Annotated in this window: 23 protein-coding genes and 1 riboswitch; of the genes, 3 read left to right on the plus strand and 20 right to left on the minus strand. The window is 45.6% G+C overall.

The annotated features are described in order from the left end of the window. Window positions 1-82: 82 nt before the first annotated feature. The 4 genes from NSB28_RS21020 to NSB28_RS21035 form a co-directional block, all read right to left on the minus strand. Window positions 83-1768, minus strand: coding sequence for a glycosyl hydrolase family 18 protein (locus NSB28_RS21020; protein ID WP_109625929.1), 1686 nt, complete (start codon window positions 1766-1768; stop codon window positions 83-85). Between the two features lie 214 nt (window positions 1769-1982). Further along, window positions 1983-2273: a hypothetical protein gene (locus NSB28_RS21025; protein ID WP_257497763.1), complete on the minus strand. Its 291-nt coding sequence runs from the start codon at window positions 2271-2273 to the stop codon at window positions 1983-1985. A 380-nt stretch (window positions 2274-2653) separates the two neighbouring features. Beyond that, a complete protein-coding gene (locus NSB28_RS21030) occupies window positions 2654-3337 on the minus strand; it encodes a putative ABC transporter permease (RefSeq protein WP_109625930.1) in 684 nt (227 codons plus the stop codon). Further along, window positions 3334-4251 (minus strand): DUF975 family protein, encoded by a 918-nt coding sequence (locus NSB28_RS21035; protein WP_109625931.1) that lies wholly within the window; start codon window positions 4249-4251, stop codon window positions 3334-3336. The genes NSB28_RS21030 and NSB28_RS21035 overlap by 4 nt, the downstream gene beginning before the upstream one ends. 374 nt (window positions 4252-4625) lie before the next feature. Between NSB28_RS21035 and NSB28_RS21040 the strand changes: the two genes are divergently transcribed. Further along, on the plus strand, window positions 4626-5564 hold the full coding sequence (locus tag NSB28_RS21040) for a putative ABC transporter permease (RefSeq protein WP_109625932.1): 939 nt from the start codon (window positions 4626-4628) through the stop codon (window positions 5562-5564). Between the two features lie 56 nt (window positions 5565-5620). On the opposite strand, the gene rpsR is transcribed toward NSB28_RS21040, so the two are convergent. The 3 genes from rpsR to rpsF all read right to left on the minus strand — a co-directional run bounded on the left by rpsR (window position 5621) and on the right by rpsF (window position 6703). Continuing rightward, on the minus strand, window positions 5621-5884 hold the full coding sequence (gene rpsR, locus NSB28_RS21045; RefSeq protein ID WP_022119136.1) for a 30S ribosomal protein S18: 264 nt from the start codon (window positions 5882-5884) through the stop codon (window positions 5621-5623). Between the two features lie 62 nt (window positions 5885-5946). Further along, window positions 5947-6396, minus strand: a complete 450-nt coding sequence (locus tag NSB28_RS21050; protein ID WP_109625933.1) for a single-stranded DNA-binding protein — start codon at window positions 6394-6396, stop codon at window positions 5947-5949. A 19-nt stretch (window positions 6397-6415) separates the two neighbouring features. Continuing rightward, window positions 6416-6703, minus strand: coding sequence for a 30S ribosomal protein S6 (gene rpsF / locus NSB28_RS21055; protein ID WP_109625934.1), 288 nt, complete (start codon window positions 6701-6703; stop codon window positions 6416-6418). 289 nt (window positions 6704-6992) lie between these two features. Between rpsF and NSB28_RS21060 the strand changes: the two genes are divergently transcribed. After that, window positions 6993-7328: a double zinc ribbon domain-containing protein gene (locus NSB28_RS21060; RefSeq protein ID WP_109625935.1), complete on the plus strand. Its 336-nt coding sequence runs from the start codon at window positions 6993-6995 to the stop codon at window positions 7326-7328. On the opposite strand, the gene NSB28_RS21065 is transcribed toward NSB28_RS21060, so the two are convergent. The 12 genes from NSB28_RS21065 to NSB28_RS21120 all read right to left on the minus strand — a co-directional run bounded on the left by NSB28_RS21065 (window position 7325) and on the right by NSB28_RS21120 (window position 19674). Next, window positions 7325-7663 (minus strand): CGGC domain-containing protein, encoded by a 339-nt coding sequence (locus NSB28_RS21065; protein WP_109625936.1) that lies wholly within the window; start codon window positions 7661-7663, stop codon window positions 7325-7327. The two genes, NSB28_RS21060 and NSB28_RS21065, sit on opposite strands and share 4 nt — an antisense overlap. Window positions 7664-7685: 22 nt before the next feature. Continuing rightward, a complete protein-coding gene (locus NSB28_RS21070; RefSeq protein WP_330665416.1) occupies window positions 7686-8459 on the minus strand; it encodes an ABC transporter ATP-binding protein in 774 nt (257 codons plus the stop codon). Next, a complete protein-coding gene (locus NSB28_RS21075) occupies window positions 8456-9505 on the minus strand; it encodes a FecCD family ABC transporter permease (RefSeq protein WP_109625937.1) in 1050 nt (349 codons plus the stop codon). The genes NSB28_RS21070 and NSB28_RS21075 overlap by 4 nt, the downstream gene beginning before the upstream one ends. 3 nt (window positions 9506-9508) lie before the next feature. Continuing rightward, the gene (locus NSB28_RS21080; RefSeq protein ID WP_109625938.1) at window positions 9509-10576 is read right to left on the minus strand and encodes an ABC transporter substrate-binding protein; all 1068 of its coding nucleotides are present in this window, start codon (window positions 10574-10576) and stop codon (window positions 9509-9511) included. A gap of 235 nt (window positions 10577-10811) precedes the next feature. After that, a riboswitch (cobalamin riboswitch) is annotated at window positions 10812-10995 on the minus strand. A gap of 115 nt (window positions 10996-11110) precedes the next feature. Beyond that, the gene (locus NSB28_RS21085; RefSeq protein WP_109625939.1) at window positions 11111-11305 is read right to left on the minus strand and encodes a DUF951 domain-containing protein; all 195 of its coding nucleotides are present in this window, start codon (window positions 11303-11305) and stop codon (window positions 11111-11113) included. Between the two features lie 52 nt (window positions 11306-11357). After that, window positions 11358-12071, minus strand: a complete 714-nt coding sequence (locus tag NSB28_RS21090; RefSeq protein WP_109625940.1) for an NAD-dependent protein deacylase — start codon at window positions 12069-12071, stop codon at window positions 11358-11360. Window positions 12072-12118: 47 nt separating this feature from the next. Next, the gene (gene srtB / locus NSB28_RS21095) at window positions 12119-13366 is read right to left on the minus strand and encodes a class B sortase (RefSeq protein ID WP_109625941.1); all 1248 of its coding nucleotides are present in this window, start codon (window positions 13364-13366) and stop codon (window positions 12119-12121) included. Next, complete coding sequence (locus tag NSB28_RS21100; RefSeq protein WP_187374430.1) at window positions 13344-14555, minus strand: sensor histidine kinase; 1212 nt, start codon at window positions 14553-14555, stop codon at window positions 13344-13346. The genes srtB and NSB28_RS21100 overlap by 23 nt, the downstream gene beginning before the upstream one ends. Continuing rightward, the gene (gene vanR / locus NSB28_RS21105; protein ID WP_109625942.1) at window positions 14545-15240 is read right to left on the minus strand and encodes a VanR-ABDEGLN family response regulator transcription factor; all 696 of its coding nucleotides are present in this window, start codon (window positions 15238-15240) and stop codon (window positions 14545-14547) included. Before vanR ends, NSB28_RS21100 begins: the two co-directional genes overlap by 11 nt. Window positions 15241-15387: 147 nt before the next feature. Next, window positions 15388-16779: an asparagine--tRNA ligase gene (gene asnS / locus NSB28_RS21110; protein ID WP_109625943.1), complete on the minus strand. Its 1392-nt coding sequence runs from the start codon at window positions 16777-16779 to the stop codon at window positions 15388-15390. A gap of 173 nt (window positions 16780-16952) precedes the next feature. Next, entirely contained in the window at window positions 16953-19154 is a 2202-nt protein-coding gene (locus NSB28_RS21115) for a beta-propeller domain-containing protein (protein WP_257497764.1), read from the minus strand. 1 nt (window position 19155) lies between these two features. Further along, window positions 19156-19674 carry an RNA polymerase sigma factor gene (locus tag NSB28_RS21120; RefSeq protein ID WP_109625945.1) on the minus strand — a complete coding sequence of 173 codons (519 nt, stop codon included), beginning with the start codon at window positions 19672-19674 and terminating at the stop codon, window positions 19156-19158. A 237-nt stretch (window positions 19675-19911) separates the two neighbouring features. Here NSB28_RS21120 and NSB28_RS21125 point away from each other — a divergent pair, with 237 nt between their 5' ends. Further along, the gene (locus tag NSB28_RS21125) at window positions 19912-20688 is read left to right on the plus strand and encodes a YesL family protein (protein WP_109625946.1); all 777 of its coding nucleotides are present in this window, start codon (window positions 19912-19914) and stop codon (window positions 20686-20688) included. Window positions 20689-20756: 68 nt separating this feature from the next. Here NSB28_RS21125 and NSB28_RS21130 read toward each other — a convergent pair. Further along, on the minus strand, window positions 20757-22610 hold a 1854-nt coding region (locus NSB28_RS21130; RefSeq protein WP_257517604.1), incomplete at its 5' end, for a sensor histidine kinase.

The raw sequence follows: 22610 nt of genomic DNA on the forward strand, positions 1-22610 counted from the left end.
ATATGCAGAGCAGTCCCTTCCTTTTTGGAGATAATATTGACTATTTAATCTGTAATCCGCCGTATTCCCCGGCAGAATTATTTTAGCTGGCGTACTTCAACAGGATATCCCACACGTCTGAACGCTCAAATCCCAGCTTCCAGGCCGCGATTCCTCCTAAGTTAAATTCCTTTACAAGCTTTGCCTTTTCTTCAATGGACTTCTCATTTTCCAGCCAGATCTTGCATGTATTGCCGTCTGCATCCTGATACTCACCGTAATCCTGTGAGGTATCTGTGCTCCAGTTTGCTTCTGCAGCATTGTCTGCAAGTGCCTGGTCTGCAGTATCCATGCCGACTGCCTGGCTGCTGACCTCGCCCTCCGGTGTTATAGTCCAGATCCTTGTGTAGAACGGAACAGCATTGATGGTCTTTTCTGACGGCACATCCTTTAATGCCGCCTCCACGCCTGCACGTACAAATGGCAGGGATGCTACTGAGCCCGGGTCACTGCCGTTGTAGTGTTCATCATATCCCATAATGATCACATAGTCCACAATAGTCCCCAGCTCTTTCATGCTGTAGAAATTATTGTACGGCTGCGGAACAGGCACATCCACTGAAAGAACAAGTCCATTCTTGCGGCATTTGACAGATAACTCTCTGATAAACTGGATATATCCCTCTTCCGAATCTTCTGTCAGAGCTTCAAAATCCACATTAATGCCGTCCAGATTATACTGGATGGCCGATGCGATCAGCTGGTTTGACAGTTTCTCACGTGATGCCGTGGAGCCCAGCACTGTCGCTGTACTTACTTCTTCATTGAAATTATCCACCAGCGCCCATACCTCAAGATTCTGGGCATGCGCTGTGTCAACATAGCTGCTGTTTACAAATGATGCCACGTCCCCATCGTTGCTGGCAATGGAGAACCATGTTGGTGATATTGTATTCAGGCCTTTTGTATCCTGCAGATCATAGAGCAGATTGTAATTGGATTCATCATTTGTGATCTGATGCCATACCATATTTATCTTATAGTCCTTCTTTGCACTTGTATAGACAGGCTCCTCAAATGCTCTGCTGGTGGTCTCAGTCCTGGCCTCACCCAGTTTCTTATTCCTGACATAACCTATGTACCCGTCAGAGGTCAGTACCTTTGTCCAGTCCTCCATAGTTTCCAGAACAGTGACCGTATCGCCCTTTGCCACTGAAGTCAGGATAGGACTCTTGATGCCGCCCTGGTAACGCACGCTGTCTGCTTTTTTCATATCCGCCCTGGTCACATCTCCCCACTGGTACGTAATGAGCACATGATTCGGGTCAGGTATCAGCTCATACTCCATATTAGTATATTTCTGCACAAAATCAGCCGCGATATAGACATCCGTGCCGCTGACCTTTATAATCTCATATGTCTCGGTGTTTGAATTTCCTGAGACTGTGTAATTCTTGCCTCCCGCCGGGATATTGATGATATCCGTAGGCGTTGTATAAACCATAAGATTAGCCCCTGAATCCCAATAAAAACGCCGGTTCAGATAATTCTTCACCACATTATATCCTAAGTAAACGACTCCGTCTTTTATAAGACCTTTATCTTCAACCAACTGGTTCTGTAAAATGAGCGCTGCCTGCTCATCTGACGCAACTCCGAAGTAATCGTTAGGCGCCATCTTCTCGTCTGTTGGCGTATACTTTTCAACAATACTTGTAATAATACCAATTGCTGCCACAATCACGATCAATATGACTGCCGCTAATATTGGTACCAGTTTTTTCTTCATCCACTGCACCTCCGCCTGTTATAATTATTTAAACTCCCGCTGTTTTAGCCCTTTTAGGGGCGTCTACTTTTCGATTATAACATATTTTTATGGTTCGTCATACATAATTCGACATCTTTAGAAAAATCTAAGAATTAACATGTTACTGGTCACGGAGTGAACAGTGACATTAATACATGGATGCATAAGGGGAACGGCGTCCACAGGTATTATTCTAAACATTCTTGATCATATCGAATCCTATGCCTTTAATACCATCTTCTTCATCCCTGATATAATCCCGCATATACCTGTCTTCTTCTCCGATAGTACAGGCCTTTGCGATTTCTCTGGGTGTGCTGGGCATACCATTGAGCCAAAGGGCTATTCCGGCTTTTTCATATTCCTGCAGCTCCCGGTACAAATTTTCCCTTCTCGTCTTTTTCTTCTTGATCGTTCTCCCCCCTTCCTGTCCATACGCGGCGTTATTCCCTGTGGTGCTGTGACTTTGCGGTGCAGTGTCCATTATGGACCTTCGTGATATATTTAAGTGCGCGTATGGTTTATCCAGCTCCGGTTCATCCCCTCCGCTGTCAGAGAAGCCAGAAAAACATAATACAAAACAGTATGCCTGTATAATCTGACGCTGGAGTTCTTATAAAAATAACAGGTGGAAATAGTGCAATGAATATTGCTCGATTTTTTGAATTGGTGCGATGAAATTCGCTATAGATATTATTTCTTTGTTTTTCTGTCTTCTCTTATCATTTATTATATATAATATGTTGTTAAAAAGCAAGCTCTTTTTTCATTTTTTATTCTAAAACAGGCTGCCACAAAACAAACTTCGTTTTGCAGCAGCCCTCACCTTAACGGCCGCTTCCCCATAACAGGAAACTTGGGTTCCTAATTTTTCAGCCTCTTCTCCACCGCCATCTGCCCTTCAGGCGTTTTCTCCCAGTCAGCATCTGTAATCCCGGCGCCCACATGTGGGTTGACATTTGTATATGCCAGATCCCCCATAAAAGAGCCTATGAGCAGGACACAGATGATTAATTTTATGTATGCCGGTATCTTTGTATAATATCTGGCCAGAAACGGAGCTGCAAAATAAATAACTGCACAGCCTCCCAGACCAAACATGACCGATCCTTCCAGACAGATACGCCCATTAATATTCAGGGGATAATTGCTGTAGTCCCAGAATCTCACACCATTCGTATATTCAATTAGCCAGCTTGTAAAATACTCAATAACAGACGCCCCGATAGTAACAAGGAAAAATGTCAGTACAGGCTTGTCGAAAAATTTCCTAAAGAAAATAAGAGCAATCACGCCTCCCACTCCATATATGGGAAGCCAGGGTCCCCACAGAGTTCCCCTATTCACAAACTCACCATACTGTACAATATGCAGCCCAACTTCCCACACCCAGCCGAAAATAGCAAATGTGAAGAAGAATAATATCAGCGTACTGACTTTATATTTCTGTTTATAATCCAGCCGGGCGGTCTGTTCCAGCTTTTCTTTTACAAATTTCTTTTCCTTTTCAAGCTGTTCAGCCACCCACTTCTCCGTCTTTTCTGTCATTCGTATACCTTCTCTTTCCCACCTGCCGCTTCCTTTAATCCCAGATACATCTGAGTCTCCGCAGCAGACATATACGGAACTGCGTAGAAAATGCCGGCAAGCCCCAACGTTGCCACTTCTAACAGCTCCCAGCCTATAAACGACAGATCCATCAAAAACAACTGCCATTTATATCCTCTCATCATCTCCTTCGACAACCTGAATATCTCTTTTCTGTCCAATTCCGGATACTCTGCAGCCAAAAACGGGATCGGACGATATTCATAAAATTTAATGATACCCCCAATAATTGTCAGGCTCCACAGCCCCACGAAAAGATCCCTGAAAAACATGATCTTTACAGTATTCCAGTATCTGCCCCCCATAAAACTGTAAAATATCCGTCTGATACCTGGCTTTGATTCTTCATCAGTGATCCTGCTGCTCTCCAGAAAAAACTCACGCTTTCCCACAATAAGGGGATTTGCTGCCAGGAAGCTGTATGCCAGGCTCAGCAGCGCAGCCAGTACAAATATCATGCCTGTGGCTGCCCTGTGTTCAATAACAAATTCACGTAACGCACGGAGCACCTGAAAGATATACGACCTGTCTTCCGTCCTGGAATCAAAAATACTTGTCCTTATGTCATTAAATTCTTTCATTAAGCCTGTCTGTCCGCCCTGTTCCTCTTCTTTATTCAGGATCTTCCGGACAATATCTTCAGCAACCTCATAATTCGACAGCTTCTTCGACTGCACGACTACCAGATCTTCTGCGGTGGTAATATTTGAATCATACTGGTGGATAGATGCTGTAGACGAGGTGTACTCACATCCAAAAAAAGCCAAAATAAAGCAGACTGCCACCATGGGCCAGTAATTTCCCCTGACAGCCTTTCTTGCCCTTCTCTTATATTCCTTCCTGTTCCATACCATTCTTCTACCTCACTAAAGGCTGACAAGCATATAATGCCGCCTGATATTAACTTTACTATATTAAGTACGATTATAAACAATACATGACAGGCTGTCAACGCATAACTGTCCTGTATGTCCGCACCTCTCTGTTACAATGTTACTGTTCACTCCGTGACCAGTAACACGCTCCGCGATGCACAGAAACGGCAAAATTCGCCGTTTCGCGCTGCAGCCCTCGGGATTTTCGTGCAAAATACGCACGAAAACACCTCGCGGGACGGTGACGTGTGAACAGTAATGTTACAATACCTCAAAACTGTCTATTTTCATTTTTACTGACTGGTTGTATAGTAGTATATATGCTTTAGACAATCATTTAAAGGAGACAAAAAATGACTTACCAATACACGCTTGTTGACTGGCTGCTTTTCTTCTATATCTATTGTTTTATTGGCTGGTGCATCGAATCCACATTTGTATCTGTTAAAAAGAAAAAGTTTGTAAACCGCGGTTTCATGAGAGGCCCTTTTCTCCCATTGTATGGAAGCGGCGCCGTTATTATGCTTTTTGCCACGATTCCATTCAGGAATAATATTCTGCTGATCTTCCTGGCTGGGGGACTGGCGGCCACTGTGCTGGAATACATTACAGGCGTCTGCATGGAGGCGCTGTTCAAAGTCAGATACTGGGATTACAGCAAACAGCCTTTTAATTTCCAGGGACACATCTGTCTGGGGACGTCCATCGCATGGGGAATGCTCTCTATTGCTCTTGTAAAAATCATCCATTCCCCTGTGGAGGGCCTTGTCCTGTCGCTTAATCATACTTTTGCTCTCGCGGCGGCCATTGTTTTATCAGTATTTATAGCATGTGATTTCATACTATCCTTCAAGGCTGCTCTGGATATAAGAAATATGCTGGAGAAGATGACACGTGCGAAGGAAGAGCTGGAGAAGATGAGAACCCGACTGGATGCTATTGCCGCATTCTCAGGTCCGGGATTTGCTCCGGACAAAACCCAGAAATCTGCCATAAACTCTTCATCTCTGGGCGAGCTCCTGGAGAATGTGCGTGAACGCCTGGAAGGACTTGCCCAGAACGAATCTGTAAAGAAAAACACGTCCCAATTCCGTGAGGAACTGGAACGTTTAAAAGACCAGTATAATGAGCAGAGGGAAAAACGTTCTGACTTAAACAGACACCTGGGCTTCTTCCGCCGTGATCTGCTGAAAGGCCAGCCCACCGCCACATCCAGGAAGTTTAAGGAAGCTTATGAAGAACTGAAAGCCGCAGCTGAAGAAAAGCGAAAAAAAGAAAAGCATGATAAATAAAAAAAGGCACTGCGCAGCCGATACATCAGCTGTTCTGCAGTGCCTCATCTTTTTAATTAGTCCTGAACGTATGGCATCAGCGCTATATGGCGTGCTCTCTTGATTGCTACTGTAAGAGCTCTCTGATGCTTTGCACAGTTTCCTGTGATTCTGCGGGGAAGGATTTTTCCTCTCTCAGATACATATCTTTTTAATTTATTTACATCTTTGTAATCGATCTCGTTATTCTCTTTACCACAGAATACACAGACTTTTTTTCTCCTGCGTCCGCCTCTTCTCTTCATTGGAGAATCCGGTCTCTCAGATTTATTGTAAGCCATTTATATTACCTCCTTTTTAGTTTAAACTTTTAAATTATTCATAAGCCATTCCGGCCCCCGGCCTAATTGAACGGCAATTCTTCATCTATTCCGTCAGGAATATTCATGAAGCCATCTGCGCTTGAAGCTGCGCTGGGTGTCGGCCTCGCTGGTGCTGACGGCTGAAATCCCCCATCATTGTTCGCTGATGCTGCCTTGCTCTCTGCGAATTCCTGATCTTCAACCACAACATCTGTTGTATAGACTTTCTGACCTTCCTTATTGGTGTAACTTCCGGTCTGAATACGTCCGGTAATGACAACCTTAAGGCCCTGATGGAAATATTTCTCTGCAAATTCCGCGCTTTTTCCAAATGCCACACAGCCTATAAAGTCTGCTGTAGCATCGTTGTCCCGCTTGAACCTTCTGTCAACCGCCAGTGTATATCTGGCAACTGCCATAGAATTATCTCCCGCAGAGTAACGGATCTCAGGATCACGGGTCAAACGCCCCATTAAAATGACTTTGTTCATACTTTCTCCTCTTTTCTATTTACGCGTCCTGTCTTACGCATAAATATCTGATTACATTTTCCATGATACGGACACGTCTTTCAAGCTCTGCCGGGCATGTAGAATCAGATTCGAACTGAATGAAGTAATAAAATCCTTCTCTCATTTTCTGAATTTCGTAAGCTAATTTTCTCTTACCCCATTCATCAACGTTTGTAATAGTTCCACCGAAACGAGCGATGTATTCCTTTACTTTCTCGATGGTCGCTAATCTTGCGTCGTCTTCGATTTTTGCGTTGACAATAACTGCTAATTCGTACTTGTTCATGCTATTCGCACCTCCTTATGGTCTCTGGCTTCCTGTCCATGCAGGAAACAAGGAATAAATTAAAATATATCACGAAGCATTATGATAGCACACTTGTCCAGATTTTTCAAGCATTTATCTGCTTTTTTTCCATTTATACCTTTCTTCCTTTTTCTGCAGTCCCTGTTTACATAAATAATAATTCTGTTATAATTAATATAGAAGTTTCGTAACTGTCCGGTACCTTTACAGTTAATCTCAGCAAAAGGTCCCGCTCACTGTATATTTCATTTTTCAGGGAGGAATGAGTATGAAAAAATGTAAGACATGTTCTAAAGAAAATTTTGACGGCGCCGCCTATTGCCAGTATTGCGGCAGTAAACTGCCTAAAAGGCCCAGTATTTCTCTGGGTAAGAAAAATGCGGCCTCCTCGCTGGCTGGAACCGGTATGAGGGGCAGCTCTCTTGCCCCCCTTGGTATGATGTCCATAGAAAATTCTGCTAAAGAATTAGGAGAGGTCACTGTTGTTAAAAATCTCATTAAAATACAGCCCCTGCCAGACGGCAGCTGGTACTGCCCTGACTGCGGCGAGCTGAACCAGTCCTTTACTTTTACATGCAAAGGCTGCGGACGGGACTTTATCTAGTGCGTCCCTCTGATAACCTCTATCCCTCTGCTTTCAATATCAGAGAGGATATCTGTGATCACCGGGCATTCCTCACCCTGGCGGTCCTTCGTGCAGATACCGGCATGTACCGCCTGCACGCCCTCTTTTACAAGTCTGTCTAATTTTTCCTGCAGGCCCTTATCCTCACCAGGATGGGCATCGCAGCCATTGCAGCGCATAAATGCTGCAACCACTGTCTCTTCTTCCCGGTACCTCTCAAAGGACCGGGATTTTTCATTAAATGCCTTCATACAGGCTGCCCCTGTACATACCTCATTTGCCTTCAGGCAGTTAAGCATCGCAATTTTCTTCATCTGCTTGCCTTTCTTTTATTTACTAAGCATAGCGTCCGGGACTGTACAATATATGCAGCAGCCCGTTTTTATCTGTCAGCAGTTCTGCATCAACTTCATATATTTCTTTGATAAATTCTTTCGTCAGTACATCTGCGGGGGACCCGAATGCCACAATGTTCCCGTCCTTTACCACAAATATCTTATCACAGTACATAGTGGCTATATTCAGATCATGTACAGCCGATATGACAGTCAGATTCAGCTCTTTCACAATATCCATGAGCTGCAGCTGGTATTTAATATCAAGATGGTTGGTCGGCTCATCCAAGATCAGGCAGTTTGTCTTCTGGGCCAGCGCACGGGCAAGAATGACCCTCTGCTGTTCTCCCCCTGACAATGTAGAAAAACTCCTGTCCTTAAATGGTAACATTCCAACCTTTTCTAACGCTTCATCCACAATCTTAAAATCTTCTGCATTGTCACGTTCCATAGCTCTTTTATGGGGAGAACGCCCCATCAGCACCACATCCCGGACCGAAAATTCGAAATTATAATAATTGTGCTGTGCCACAACTGCCATCTCTCTGGCAGATTCCTTAAATGAATACGTATGAAGAGGTTTGCCGTTCAGGCTTACCTCGCCTTTTGTGGGATTCAGGACTCTGTAAATACATTTAAGCAGTGTACTCTTACCGCTTCCGTTCGGTCCTATTACGCCGATAAAACCTCCGTCACCGGCACCTATGCTCACACCCTTTAGTATTTCTGTCCCGCCTATGTTCATTTTTAAATCTTCAGCTCTTATCTGCATCATTCATTCCCTCCAAACCCGTACCGTCTGCGGACCATCAGATAAATAAAGCATGGTGCTCCGATAATGGAGGTCAGTATACCGATCGGCAGCTCCGCTCCATGTATGACAACGCGGCAGAGCACGTCTGCCCATATGAGAAAAATAGATCCTACCAGCGCGCTGAGAGGAATCAGCTTCTTATGATCTGTTCCTGATATCATACGCACCACATGGGGAATGATCAGTCCCACAAAACCTATCATTCCTGAGCTGTATACAATAAATCCCACCATGGCAGAGGAAACAAGAAGATACAGCTGCCTCCATCTGTGAAGGTCTGTTCCCAGCGTGACTGCCGACTCATCACCCAGAAGCATGAGATTCAAAGTCCTGTGCTGGGTCCAGAAAAACAGAGTCCCCAGCAGTATGACAGGGGCTATGACCGCCATATTTTCCCATTTCGCACCTGCCAGGCTCCCCATCATCCAGTAAGTAACTGTCTGAATCTTATCCTTGTCATTTACAAGATACACAATAAAATTTGAAAAAGCTGAACATACTGCGCTCAGTGCCATACCTGCAAGGAGCAGCTTGACTGAATTGGCCCTGCCCCCTACATTTGCCAGTCCCACCACAGCCACAGAAATACCAAAGGCTCCCAGAAAAGCCATGCCGCCTACTGCATTGGCCCCCAGCGCCACCCCCACTCCAAGCATAATAGAGAGGGTAGCCCCAAGCGATGCACCTGAAGAGATACCCAGCACATATGGGTCTGCCAGAGGATTCTTAACTATTGCCTGCATGATGACACCGCAGACAGAAAGTCCCATGCCCACCAGCAGCGCCAGGATCAGCCTGGGCATTCTGATATACCATACCACATCGTGTACCGGCCCTGCCCCCAGGGCCGTGCCGTCTCCAATGCCGAACAGCTTATAGAGGATGATCTCATAGACCTGCTCTATAGTCAGGCTGGAGGATCCTATAGTGACTGCTGCCAGCAGCGATACCCCAAGCGCTGCAAGCAGTACGATACATATGGTAATATAAGATGCTTTCTTCTTCATTTTTTACTCCTGGTATAATTCCGGATATAATGCTTCACCGATGGCATTCAGTCCGTCAATGGTGCGGATGCCGCTTGTGTACACATCACTTAAATTCAGAGGAAATACCTGATTATCTTTTACAGCCTTCAGGCTTGAGAAAGCAGGATCCTCTGTGATATTCTTCAGTGCCTCAGAACCTGCGCCTTCTCCGTACCCTTCCATATGTATCACGAAGATAGCATCAGGATCGAGTGCAACAAGATCTTCTTTTCCGATCTGTCCGTCAGCGTCCGCCAGCTCTCCGCCCATCTTTGTCACCATGTCGCCTGCAAGCATTGTATCACCGTATACATTGATGGAATCACCGAGGAATTCTACCACAAGCACTTTCTTCTTTTCCTTGCCTTTAGCTGCCTCTGTCACTTTGTCAACAGCGGCTTCCATCTCATCAACGATGGCCTGGGCTTTATCCTCCACGTTAAAGATCTTTCCAATTGTCAGGATATCCTGGTATTCATTCTCCACTGTCCTCTTTTCGCTGATATCATTTGAATTCAGCGCCATGTATGTATTAACGCCATTCTTATGCCAGTAATCCACGTCTCCCAGTGATTTTTCAGAGAAGGTGGACTTCCATGCCAGAATAAAATCCGGCTCCAGCATGATTGCCGCTTCTTTGCTCATAGCTGCATTGCTGTCTGTGAAATCATTAAATTCTTTATCTTCGATTTTAGCATAAGCATCCTGTAAGGAAGGTGTGATATCATCCTTAGTGACACCGATGATAGAGATAATATTATCCTCAAGCTCCAGAGCCAGCATAGTCTCCACAGAATTCTGCCATGCAGTAATAACCTTTTTAGGCGCCTCAGTAAAGGTTTCCTCTACAGGTTCTTTCTCATAATTAAACGTACTGATCGTGAGAGGATAATTAGAGGCGTTTTCATCCTCCGCTTCTGTCTCCTGCACTTCTGTGACAGTTTCCGTTGTCCCTTCAGCCGCTTCCGCCACTGTTCCATTTCCTGCACCCCAGGCTGTCAGGCCGCAGATCATTCCCGTCATTACAATTGCTACTGCTTTTTTCTTCATTTTTTCATTTCTCCTTTGAATGATTTTTATATACCACCGCAGCTGCACATCCTCCCTGAAGGTCTTATTTCACAAGAACAAAGTTTCCCTGAATAAAAAAATGCCTGCACGATCCGCAGACATTTCATTTATTCCAGCTGGCAGCACAGTATATGCAGCGTGTAAATACACGCCTTCTGCCCCCTGTGCCGGCTGTCATATATTCTTTATTGGGTGTGGATACTTTCTGCGGAAGATACCAACCTTATATTAAGCAGGTTTCCTGGCTCATGGCTCATGCGCAGCAGCATGCCTTCTCACACTTTCATGCAATGACATTTTATGCCTCTGCTCACCATTTACAGTGACCGGATCGCTTAGGATTTACACCTAATTCCCTATTACCCCACCTTGTGGGCACTTAATATCCTTTTATCAATTACTGCCAATATACTACACCATATATCTGCAAAAAGTCAACCCTCGTTTTGACTCATATGCAGATCGGACGTTATAAAGTTACTGGTCACGGAGAAACAATAACTTATTAATATACTAATCCTCCGGCTTCCTCAGCCCTCTGGTGTTCTTTTCCACCAGCTTCCTGGCTATCATGATCTGATGTCCGCATCCCAGGCACTGAAGCCTGAAATCAGCGCCGACCCTCATGATTTTCCACTCGCTGCTTCCGCAGGGATGCTGCTTTTTCAGCTTCACTATATCTCCGACTTCATAATTAAGCTTTTCCATTCCCAGCCCAGCTCCTTTACTGAAAAATATGATCTTTCGTAACTATCTTTCCCTATATCTGCCCCAATATTTCCCCGATGCTTCCCTGAACTACAAGATTGGCATACTTATCCTGGGGAGTCACAGTCTTATTAATAACTGTCAGCTTGTCCCCCTGATAATAATCCACAAGTCCTGCTGCCGGGTATACCACAAGTGAGGTGCCTCCGATAATAAGCATATCAGCCTCAGATATGTAACGTACAGCCTTGGAAAGTGTCGTATTGTCCAGCCCCTCTTCATAGAGAACCACATCAGGCTTTATTGTTCCCCCGCATTCACACTTTGGCACACCGTGTGATTCCAGCATATACTCTGCATCATAAAATTTATGGCATTTCATGCAATAATTCCTGTGGACGCTCCCATGAAGCTCCAGAACCTCCCTGCTGCCCGCCTTCTGGTGAAGGCCGTCAATATTCTGGGTAATGACAGCCTTCAGCTTGCCCTCTGCTTCCAGCTGCGCAAGCTTTTGATGGGCTGCATTTGGCTGTGCGTTCAGAACAAGCATCTTATTCCTGTAAAACCTGTAAAACTCTTCTGTGTTCCTCATAAAAAAGGTATGGCTTAAGATAGTTTCAGGCGGATAATCATACTGCTGGTGATACAGCCCGTCAGTGCTCCTAAAGTCAGGTATCCCGCTTTCCGTGGAAACTCCCGCCCCACCGAAGAATACAATATTGCTGCTGCCTTCAATCATTTCTCTCAGACGTGATACACTGTCCATAACAATATCCTCCTTTGCCTTTCCCCATCAGCCTTTATCATCAGACTTTATTTAGAATCGTAGGTTTCAATCAATTTTCCCTGCACTATAAATCTGGTGGCATCATTTCCGGTACAGGTCGACAGGGTAACTACCTTGTCCTTACTAGTCACTGCCGTCTTACTCTTAACTACAGAGCGCTCCACCGCGTCATTCAGATATTTCTGAAAATCCTCGTCAGACTCAAAATTCATCTGGTACGTCTTACTGTCAGCATATACCTCAGAGCATGAAAAGATCTCATATTTATATATCTTGTCAGGTGTATATATCCAGAAATAGGGACTCTTCTCATACACACCTTCTTCATAAAAGTTCTTCAGTTTCCCAAACATAGATCCGTTTTTCATATTATGTCCATAGATCAGTGTGTTCGGGTCCGTCATATCACTATTATTCAGGTAGTCCATAAAAATGCAGCCTGCGAAGTTATATGTTTTCTGGAACGTATTGTGCAGATAATATTCATTGTCCTCCGCCTGCGCGATAGGATAGCTGATATCAAGGGCTGTCACCTTGATCCATCCTATGATCTCATCATTGATCTTTCTGAGGCTGTCAAAATCCACAGGGCTGGCCGCAATGACTTCCCCGTCTTCATTTACTCCTTCTGTCTCTAAAGCATCCGGATCTGCCTGTTTTGGCTCCGACTTCGCCTCATCACCCAGGTATTCCTCCAGAGCGCTGTACTCATCCGTGCCTTTCTTGTATTCCAGCCATATAGTTGCCAGCTTAAAGGCGGCAAAACAAAATATCCCGATAGCCACCACAAGAAGAATGATCTGGATCACATCCCCCGCTGTCTTTTTCTTCTTCGGCTTTTTCCCATTCGGGCCGCTCCCTCCGGGATACTGCCCCTGCGGCCGGGTTCCATATGGCCCTGCATTTTGTCCTCTGTACTGGCCCTGCCTTGGACCGGCATCCGGCCCCTGGTACTGGCCCCCATATGGACTGGCATTCTGGCCCTGGTACTGCCCCTCATACGGACCTGCATTGGGATCCCTGTACTGGCCCCCATACGAACCTGTATTCTGGCCCCGGTACTGACCCTCATACGGGCCGGCTTCCGGCTTCCTGTACTGGCCTTGGTATGGGCCGGCTTCCGGCTCCCTGTACCGGCCTTCGTATGGGCCGGCATTCTGCCCCCTGTACTGGCCTTCATATGGACCTGTATTGGGGCGCTGGTACTGGCCCTGGCCGGGACCGGCATATCCATTACTGTTTCTGCCCGTGTTATTCCGTTTTTCCCTTGTCATTATTTTTCACTCCGTTCTTAGCGGCTGACTTTGCTGCAGCCTTTCCCTTCTTTTTCAGATCCAGCTTCTGATACAGCGGCAGCTGTACCGTGAAACAGATTCCCCCTCTGTCGCTCTCTGCCCTGATAATTCCTCCATGCAGCTCTACGATCTCTTTTGCTATAGAAAGTCCCAGTCCGGCTCCCCCGGTCTGGCTGGAACGCGCATTGTCCACCCGGTAAAACTTTTCAAAAATAGAAGACAGTTTCTGGGGCGGTATAGGATCTCCCTGATTTGTGAATGTGATTATAATGCTTCCATTATGGCCGTGGGCCTGAATGTCTATATTCGTCCCCCTGTAGCAGTAGGCTATGGCATTTCTGAGCAGATTATCAAAGACCCTTGCCAGTTTATCAGGATCGCCGTTCACAAGAAGGCCTTCATCCGTCTGTATGGAACATGTGAGATCCTTCTCACTTAACACAGCGTAACTCTCATCAGCCAGCTGCTCCAGCATCATGGATACATCCAGGACATCTCTCTCCAGAACAATATCCTGCAGATTGAACCTTGTTATTTCAAAGAACTCACTTATAAGTTCCCCCAGCCTTATGGCCTTTTCCAGAGAAATATGGATATATTTTGCCTTTTCCTCCGCTCCCATATCCGGCTGCTCGTCCAGCATAGTCAGATATGCGATCACGGACGTCAGTGGAGTCTTCAGGTCATGGGCCAGATACACCACCAGGTCATTTTTCCTCTGCTCGCTCTCAATCGCCGCATTTTCACGCCTCTTAAGTGTCATCTTCAGCGTAGTCAGCCTCTCGGCCAGCGGCCTTAGCTCCGGAACGAGAGTTACCGGGGCATCAGAATCGCTCAGTATATTCTCAATCTCTTTTCCTATGTCATCCAGGTATCTTGTCATCTTGCTGATCGCAATGTAAAAGAACAACAGGAACAGCAATACAAACCCAATACCTAAAAACAGGCCCTTGTTGTCCATGAACACTCTTCCGTACAGCTGGTTGGCTGCCTCATGTTCCATACCGAACTTCATGAGCAGCTTAATAACCAAAGCCGGAAAGCTCTTCTGAAAGATACCGTCAATAACGATTTTCAGCAGAGCATATCCCACTCCCATAGCCAGAAGTGAGATCAGCAGTGTCCTGACCAGCAGGCCCGTCTTTAATTTCCTGTAATTATTTTTCAACTTTGTATCCCACTCCCCAGACTGTCTTGATAAAGTCTGTCTTACCCGTCGGACCGCTCATTTTTTCACGCAGATGCCGGATGTGTACCATGACAGTGTTATTGCTGTTCTTATAATACTTCTCCTTCCACACCTGTTCAAAAAGCTGTTCTGAACTGATAACCTGTCCCCTGTTCTCACAGAGTATCCAGAGAATATCAAATTCTATCGGTGTCAGGGTCAGCTCCTTCTCGTTATATGTGCACTCATGCGTGCTCCTGTTCAGCACAAGGCCAGCAAAGTCAATCACATCCTCCTGAGGCTTGCTGCCCTCATTATACTTAGTGAACCTGCGCAGCTGGGCCTTAACTCTTGCGATCAGCTCCAGCGGATTAAAAGGCTTTGCGATATAGTCATCCGCTCCCAGGGTAAGTCCGTTGATCTTATCCATGTATTCTGTCTTTGCTGTGAGCATAATAACAGGAAATGTATATGTCTCCCTTATTTTCTGCAATATGGTGAAGCCGTCAATATCTGGCAGCATCACATCCAGAAGCGCCATGTCCGGAGTATTCTCCTCCACGCATTTCAGTGCATCCGTACCGTTATAGCACTTGATGACTTCATAATTTTCATTTTTAAGATAAAGCTCTACTACATCTGCGATTTCTTTTTCATCGTCTACTATTAATATCCTGCTCCCCATTATGAGTGTTCCTCCTATTAATTATTATCACTGTCCTGTTTCCGTGCGCCGCTGTTATTTATCCCAGCGGGCAGCGGTCAGAACTTCCCCTGTATAACGGCATCCTGCATGTCCCTCTGCAGGCCGGATGCCGCCGCGCCTGTTCTCCTACAGCTCACAGTTCCCCACTGTCCTCGGGAATGGTACTACGTCACGGATGTTTGACATGCCTGTCAGATACATCACACAGCGCTCAAATCCCAGGCCAAACCCTGCATGCCTGGTTGAACCGTACTTGCGCAGATCCAGATAGAAGCCATAGTCTTCAGGCTTAAGGCCCAGCTCTTCCATACGTCCCATAAGAATACCGTAGTCATCCTCCCTCTGGCTTCCTCCGATGATCTCACCGATGCCGGGGACAAGGCAGTCCATGGCTGCCACGGTTTTTCCGTCTTCGTTTAATTTCATGTAGAACGCCTTGATCTCCTTGGGATAATCAGTCACGAATACGGGACGTTTGTAGATCTGCTCTGTCAGATAGCGCTCATGCTCTGTCTGAAGGTCGCATCCCCATGAAACCTTATAATCAAATTTGTCATTATTCTTTTCAAGTATCTCTACTGCCTCAGTGTATGACACACGGGCAAAATCAGAATTAAGCACATGATTCAGCCTGTCCAGAAGCCCCTTGTCCACAAATGAATTAAAGAACTCCATCTCCTCAGGCGCATGCTCGAGGACATAACGGATCACGTATTTCAGCATGGCTTCTGCAAGAATCATGTCATCCTGAAGATCAGCAAATGCTATCTCCGGCTCAATCATCCAGAATTCTGCAGCGTGGCGTGTTGTGTTTGAATTCTCTGCCCTGAAGGTTGGTCCAAAAGTATAGATATTGCGGAATGCCTGGGCAAATGTCTCTCCGTTGAGCTGTCCGCTGACTGTCAGGTTCGTAGCCTTCCCAAAGAAATCTTTGGAAAAATCCACTTTTCCGTCATCTGTCTTTGGGATATCTGCCAGATCCATGGTTGTCACCTGGAACATCTCCCCAGCTCCCTCACAGTCACTTCCTGTAATAAGCGGTGTATGCACATACACAAAATCCCTGTCCTGAAAAAACTGGTGGATCGCATAGGCGATCAGAGAGCGCACCCTGAATACCGCCTGGAATGTATTTGTCCTTGGACGCAGATGTGAGATCGTCCTCAGATATTCAAAGCTGTGGCGTTTTTTCTGCAGAGGATAGTCGGATGCGGATGCTCCCTCAATCTCAACCTCTTCTGCCTGTATCTCAAACGGCTGCTTTGCCTGGGGTGTCGGTACAAGAATACCCTTTACCACAACAGCAGCTCCTACATTTAATTTACAGATATCTGTAAAGTTTTCCATCTTGTCATGATATACAACCTGCAGTGTTTCAAAAAATGTGCCGTCATGCAGTACTAAGAAACCAAACGTCTTGGAATCACGCACGCTTCTTACCCATCCGCCAACACTGATTTCTTTATTCAAATATTTTTCTCTGTCACGATAAATTTCCCTTACTGTCACTAATTCCATTGTTCGAACTCCTTTGTCCTATCATCTTTTCTTTCCTTAGTATAGCTTATTCTTCCCTGCTGCGCAAGCTATTACACCTTATTTTTACATTTCTATTACACTATTTCCCGCTAAAGATAACCGCTGCAAAACAGATGTACGTCATCTGTTCTGCAGCGGTCTGACGGCTATGCCTAATCAATTTCCAGTTTGGAGATCTGTGAGAATCCGTTTTCCATATCATACGCCCTTATGGCATCTGAATAGATAAGATAGAAAGTATCCCCAATATAGATTCCCCGTGAATCATACGCTCTGCTGTAGCTGTCATAGTATTCTTCCCCATCCCCGTCAAAATAATAGGAAAATTCATTTATGAATCCCTGTTCCTCATCGTAAGAGAACACCAGGTAGGCACTGTCTTTGCCTATGCAGGAGATCCCAAACAGATTCTTCCCGCTGTCTATCATGACAGCCTTATAATTATACATTCCGGGGCAGTCATCGAATCTTTTCATTACATATTTATCTTCTTCCAGGACATTTGACGGATCTGATGTATCGAACATAGAAAGTTTAACTCCCAGCCATTCACCTGACTGCGGATCTGTTTCAGTTCCGATGCCCAGCAGCTTATCTTCCCCGTAAAAATGCAGGTATGAGGAAAATCCTGTGACCTTCAGTTCACCCAGGATCTTCGGGTTCCTTGGATCCTTCAGGTCCACTGAGAAGAGGGGGTCTACCTGTTTATATGTCACGAAATATCCGATGTCACCCATAAATCTGGCTGACTGTATCGTCTCTCCTTTAGCCAGATTCTCCAGCTTTGCACAGATATTCATGGACTCATCCAGAATATACAGGGCATTTGTCGAAGTATCCTCCCATGACGTTGTCACTATCCGCAGGTATCCCTTATATTCATTCAGTGAGAATGTATTATTGATATATCCGTTCACACTACCTGCAGCAGCCGGGATTATTTTTCCCTCCTCATAATGGAATTTGATAATCTGTGTGGTCCGTCCTCCGCTTTTCCAGTCATTCATACAGATAAAGATATTATCAGTGCTCACATAATAATTATCAGCCGAGGATACCAGCGCCTTTGCATCTGTTACATCCCCCGGTGATCTGATATCTATGCCTGAGATGACCAGATAATCTTCATTCTGGACAGATTTTGGCAGATAGATGCTTCCCGCCTGAATATCTTCGCTGCCTGCTCTGGGTATATAGCTGCTGTCCTCCATAAGCGGCATGATCTGCGGCATGAACCTGGTAAATAAATATATATAGTCTCCATTCTTTCTCGATGTCTGGTAGTATCCGTCCTGTTTTACGATTCCTTCCAGTTTTGGAAGGCTTTTGTCCGCAATATTGTAAGTGTACAGATTCACATAAGAATCCTCTGAGAAGGTGTAGGCTCCGTCCTCCCTTTCATCTACCAGCATGGATGATCCGGATGCCACAAGGCAAAGCCTGTCATTGTCCAGATACATTTCCTCAACTGTCTCTCCCAGATCCGGTATCACGATTCTTCCAATTTCCTTCATGTCTCCTCTGTCTGCACTGATGATCCTGACCGCACCGCTGTTGTCAAGCACATACAGGTATCTGCCGTCAGTCTTGACAATATCTCCTTCATCCACTCCCTGTTCCTGAACATTCGTTGAGGAATATCCGCCGGCTGACTCCTCTTCTGCCGGCTGGGACTTTGCTGATTCTACACCGTACATGGGGGCACTGTCTTCTATTGCTCCTGCCTCCATGTTTGCTTCTGCAGGGCCTCCTGTACCTGCATCATACCCTCTCGCAATATTTTCCTTTTCGCGGCTTTTCTCGTATTTCTCAAGTGCAGCATATACTTCTTCATAATTTCCTGCCGGCGCCATTCCATCAATTTCCGGAATCTCTTCTTCCGCCGGATCCTCACTTCCTCCATCTTTTGCTGTATCTGCACTTTTTGTTGTATCCGTTCCCTTCGCAGCCGCCTGTGCTTCTTCACTTTCACTCTCCGCTGTTATCAGAGCTTCAGGCTTATCCGGCCCGCTGCTGGTAGTGAGTCCCAGCCTGTTCACCTGCCACGCACCTGCCAATACAAGTATCAGTACTGCAGCCGCGGCGCCCCACTTATAAAATAATCTGCTGGTCCGCTTCCCCCTCTTTCCTGTTATCCTTTCATCCGTATCCAGGGATTTTAGCGTCCCCCCAGCAGATATTCCGGCGCTTTCAGCATCTTTTCCCTGGTCTGTCTCTTCCCCCCACAGCTTCTTCTGCATATTTTCCCATGACAGCTCCCGGGGTATTTCCGCTTTTTCGGCAGATCTTCTGATCTTCTCCATCAGCTCCTTCTCATCTTCTGCTTCCAATTTCCTGTCTTTATTTTCATCCATGTCAGATTCCTCCTTTCCGGCCCTCCAGTTCATTCTGCATCTTCTTCAATGCCCTGCTCTGTTTTGAGCGCACCGTATTGTCATTCAGGTTCAGCGTCTCTGCGATCTCCCTGCTGCTGTACCCTCCGAACAGACTGAGTGACAAAATCAGCCTCTCCTCCTCTGTAAGTCTTAAAAATGCATTTCTCACATCCATATCCTCTGAAGTATCTCTGGGGAATACAGGCAGATCCCCCGGTAGCTCTTCTGTCCTTCCGGCGTACTCTTTCAGCTTTCTCCTGCATTTATTTGCAAGGATCTTAAATATCCAGGCCCGGAATACTTCGGGATTCCTCAGAGCCTGTATTCCCGCATAAGCATCTGTCACCGCCTCACTCACCATATCCTGGGCATCCTGGCAGTTTTTCAGCATGTACAGGGCAAATCTGTATAAGTCCTTATAGACCAGCTCATACAGCCGCCCAAATGCCTCCCTGTCTCCTTTTACCGCCCTGGATGCTATCTCCCTTTCATGTTCCATCCTCTCACCCCCGTTTATCATCGATGATTTAAACTGCTGACATGCATGTCTTTCAGTTATATAGTGTTTATTTTGCGCCCTTCTGTTGCATACATCTGCAAATTTATTCCTGCATATAATTTCCTGTTTGCCATCTTTCTTATATAATCCTCTATTTTATAGTTTATTTATTTGCTTTTTCAGTCTATATCCGCTATAATAATTCTTTAGAAAAGAAAACCAAAGAGGGGTATTACAATGGACAGACTATTTAATATGGACAATAAGTTCTTCACCTTTATGGGGAAGGTAGCCGATCTGATGATTTTGAACGTGATATTCATCATCTGCTGTATACCGATCGTGACAATCGGCCCTGCCCTGACGGCAATGAACTATGTTACTTTAAAGATGGCCCGCAATGAGGAGTCATACATTATTAGAAGCTTTCTCAAATCATTCAAGGAGAATCTGAAGCAGGGAATACTGATCTGGCTGATCATGCTGGTGCTCGGCATTGTGCTGATCACAGATTATATGATCATGAGGAATCTGGATTCAGGATTCATGCAGGTAATCAAATACGGACTGGGAATGATCACATTTATCTACCTTATGGTGATGCTTTACATTTTCCCGCTGCTCTCCAAATTTGATAATACTCTCAAAAATACATTTAAAAATGCTATTTTGATGTCAATCCGCCACCTGCCGTTCACCATCCTGATGATGCTCATCACATATATCCCGCTGGGAGCTACTATTCTTCTCCCTATCGTCCTGGTATACGGAGCTATCGTATGGATAATGATCGGATTTTCATTGATCGCATTTATAAATGCCAAGTTCTTTGTAAAAATCTTTGACAAATATATCCCTCATGATGATGAAGAGGAAGAGGGAGTTGCCGCTCTTGAGGAATCACCTCTTGATGAGCAGGCGCTGGAAGATACTGCTGCCCCCTCCGATGATGACGAAGAGGAAACCGAGAGCGCAAATGAGCCTGACGGCGCTTTGACACCGGCACACGCATAAAATTTTTAATATGATATTATCTGACAGGGGGATGCTGCTGATGCAGCATCCCCCTGAATTTATCACATTTACAAATTCTCTCTCAGTTCCTCCGAGTTAAGGGCCGTATCTGACGACCCTTCATCCATTGGAAACCTGATGACAGCTTTAAACAGGTCTCCGTCCAGGAGAATATTAAATCCTCCTCCCTGGAGGACTGTCAGGTCTTTTGCAATTGAGAGCCCCAGGCCGTTCCCCTTTGTTGTCCTGGAGGAATCAGCACGCATAAAACGTTCCATCAATTCCTCTGCCCTTATATTCAGCGGCTGTTCGGATATATTCTTGAGAGTAAACACTGCCGCATCTCCATCCGGAAACAGCTCAGCGTATACCCGCGTCCCCGGCATAGAATATTTAGCCGCATTGGAAAACAGATTTTCCACGACACGCCACATATGCCTCCTGTCCGCCTTCACCAGCACTGCCCCTTCCGGCACATCTGTGATGAGTTCAAGTTCTCTTTCTTTCAGCAGACCTTCAAATTCCCCTCCCGCCTGCAGAAGCAGTTCCCTGAAATCCATAGTCTCAAGTTCAACTTTAACGCTTCCTGAACTGATGCGGGATGCTTCCACAAGATCCTCCGCCAGTGTCTTAAGTCTCTGGGATTTCTCATCCAGCACTCTCAGATATTCTTCAGCCTCGTCATTATCCAGTTTCAGCCCCTTTAGCAGGTCCACATAATTTATAATAGACGTAAGCGGCGTCTTAATATCGTGCGACACATTTGTTATCAGATCAGCTTTCATCCTCTCCGCCCTTGTATTCTCATCCAGCATCTTGGTGAAGGAATTTCCAATGGAATTAATGGCTTCTGCCAGGGTCCTCTCTGACCCCTTTCTGAAATGAGTTATATCAAGGTGGTACCTGTCCAGCTCTCCCCTGTTGATCATGTTGATGCTGTTGTACATCTCCATCCTCTGCAGTGACCAGCGGATCAGCTGCCCGCACATAAGAAGATCCACCCCGGCCAATATGATCTTGACAGGCAAATTTCCGTAAACTATGCAGATGTAATTGACCGACATGAATATCACAAAAGTCAGTATGGTCTGCAGCACTACATTTTTAAACTCAGATGCTTTTGCGATCCTGTCGGCGAACTGCTTTAGAAGTGTGTGTTTCCACTCCACTTTCGCCTTTACTCTCCTGACAATGCTGAGATATACCACAACAATACTTGTATGGATCACCAGCGCCGGCATACTTGCAGTCAGGACTGAAAAGCGGTCCACCCCCGCATTTTCTATAAGCTCATACATCAGGACCCAAAACAGTCCAACTCCTATGCACCCCAGCAGCAGCAAAAATTCAAGCGGTATGTAATCCTCAGGCCGCAGGATGACTTTATCCTTTTTCTCTCTCTGCCCCGCGGTGATGGCCAGATGGACATAGAGCAGTATCAGTACCGCATATAAAAAAGCTTCCAGGGTCATCATTATATTAGATGAATCTCTGATCTCAAAAAATGTATCTCTTGCAACTGACAGCCTGTCCCTTACAGGAAATGAAGTGTCAACACCTATCACCAGCCTTTTTCCGGCTAAAGCAGACTCTGTCACTCTCTCTGGATATCCCTGAAAATCCATGTTCTTTACATAGTCTGTATCAACTGTGCCCTTTCCGAAGTCCAGGATAATAAAATTACCCAGCTGCATCAGCTGGCCCTCTGTAAGACTGTTATTAGAAAGTATCTGCTCCCCTGAGCTGTCATACAGCTGATAGCTGATATTGGAATACCCTTCCAGGAACCTGTTTTCTACCAGATACCCTTCTGACTGATCTCCGCTCTCTCCTGCCCGGGTATCTGCACTCTCCAGTTCAGTGTGCAGATATGACAGAAGGCCGTTCACCTGTTCATCCAGTGCATCCGCATAAGCCTGGGA

This window comes from Murimonas intestini (assembly GCF_024622195.1).
Lineage (GTDB): Bacteria > Bacillota > Clostridia > Lachnospirales > Lachnospiraceae > Murimonas > Murimonas intestini.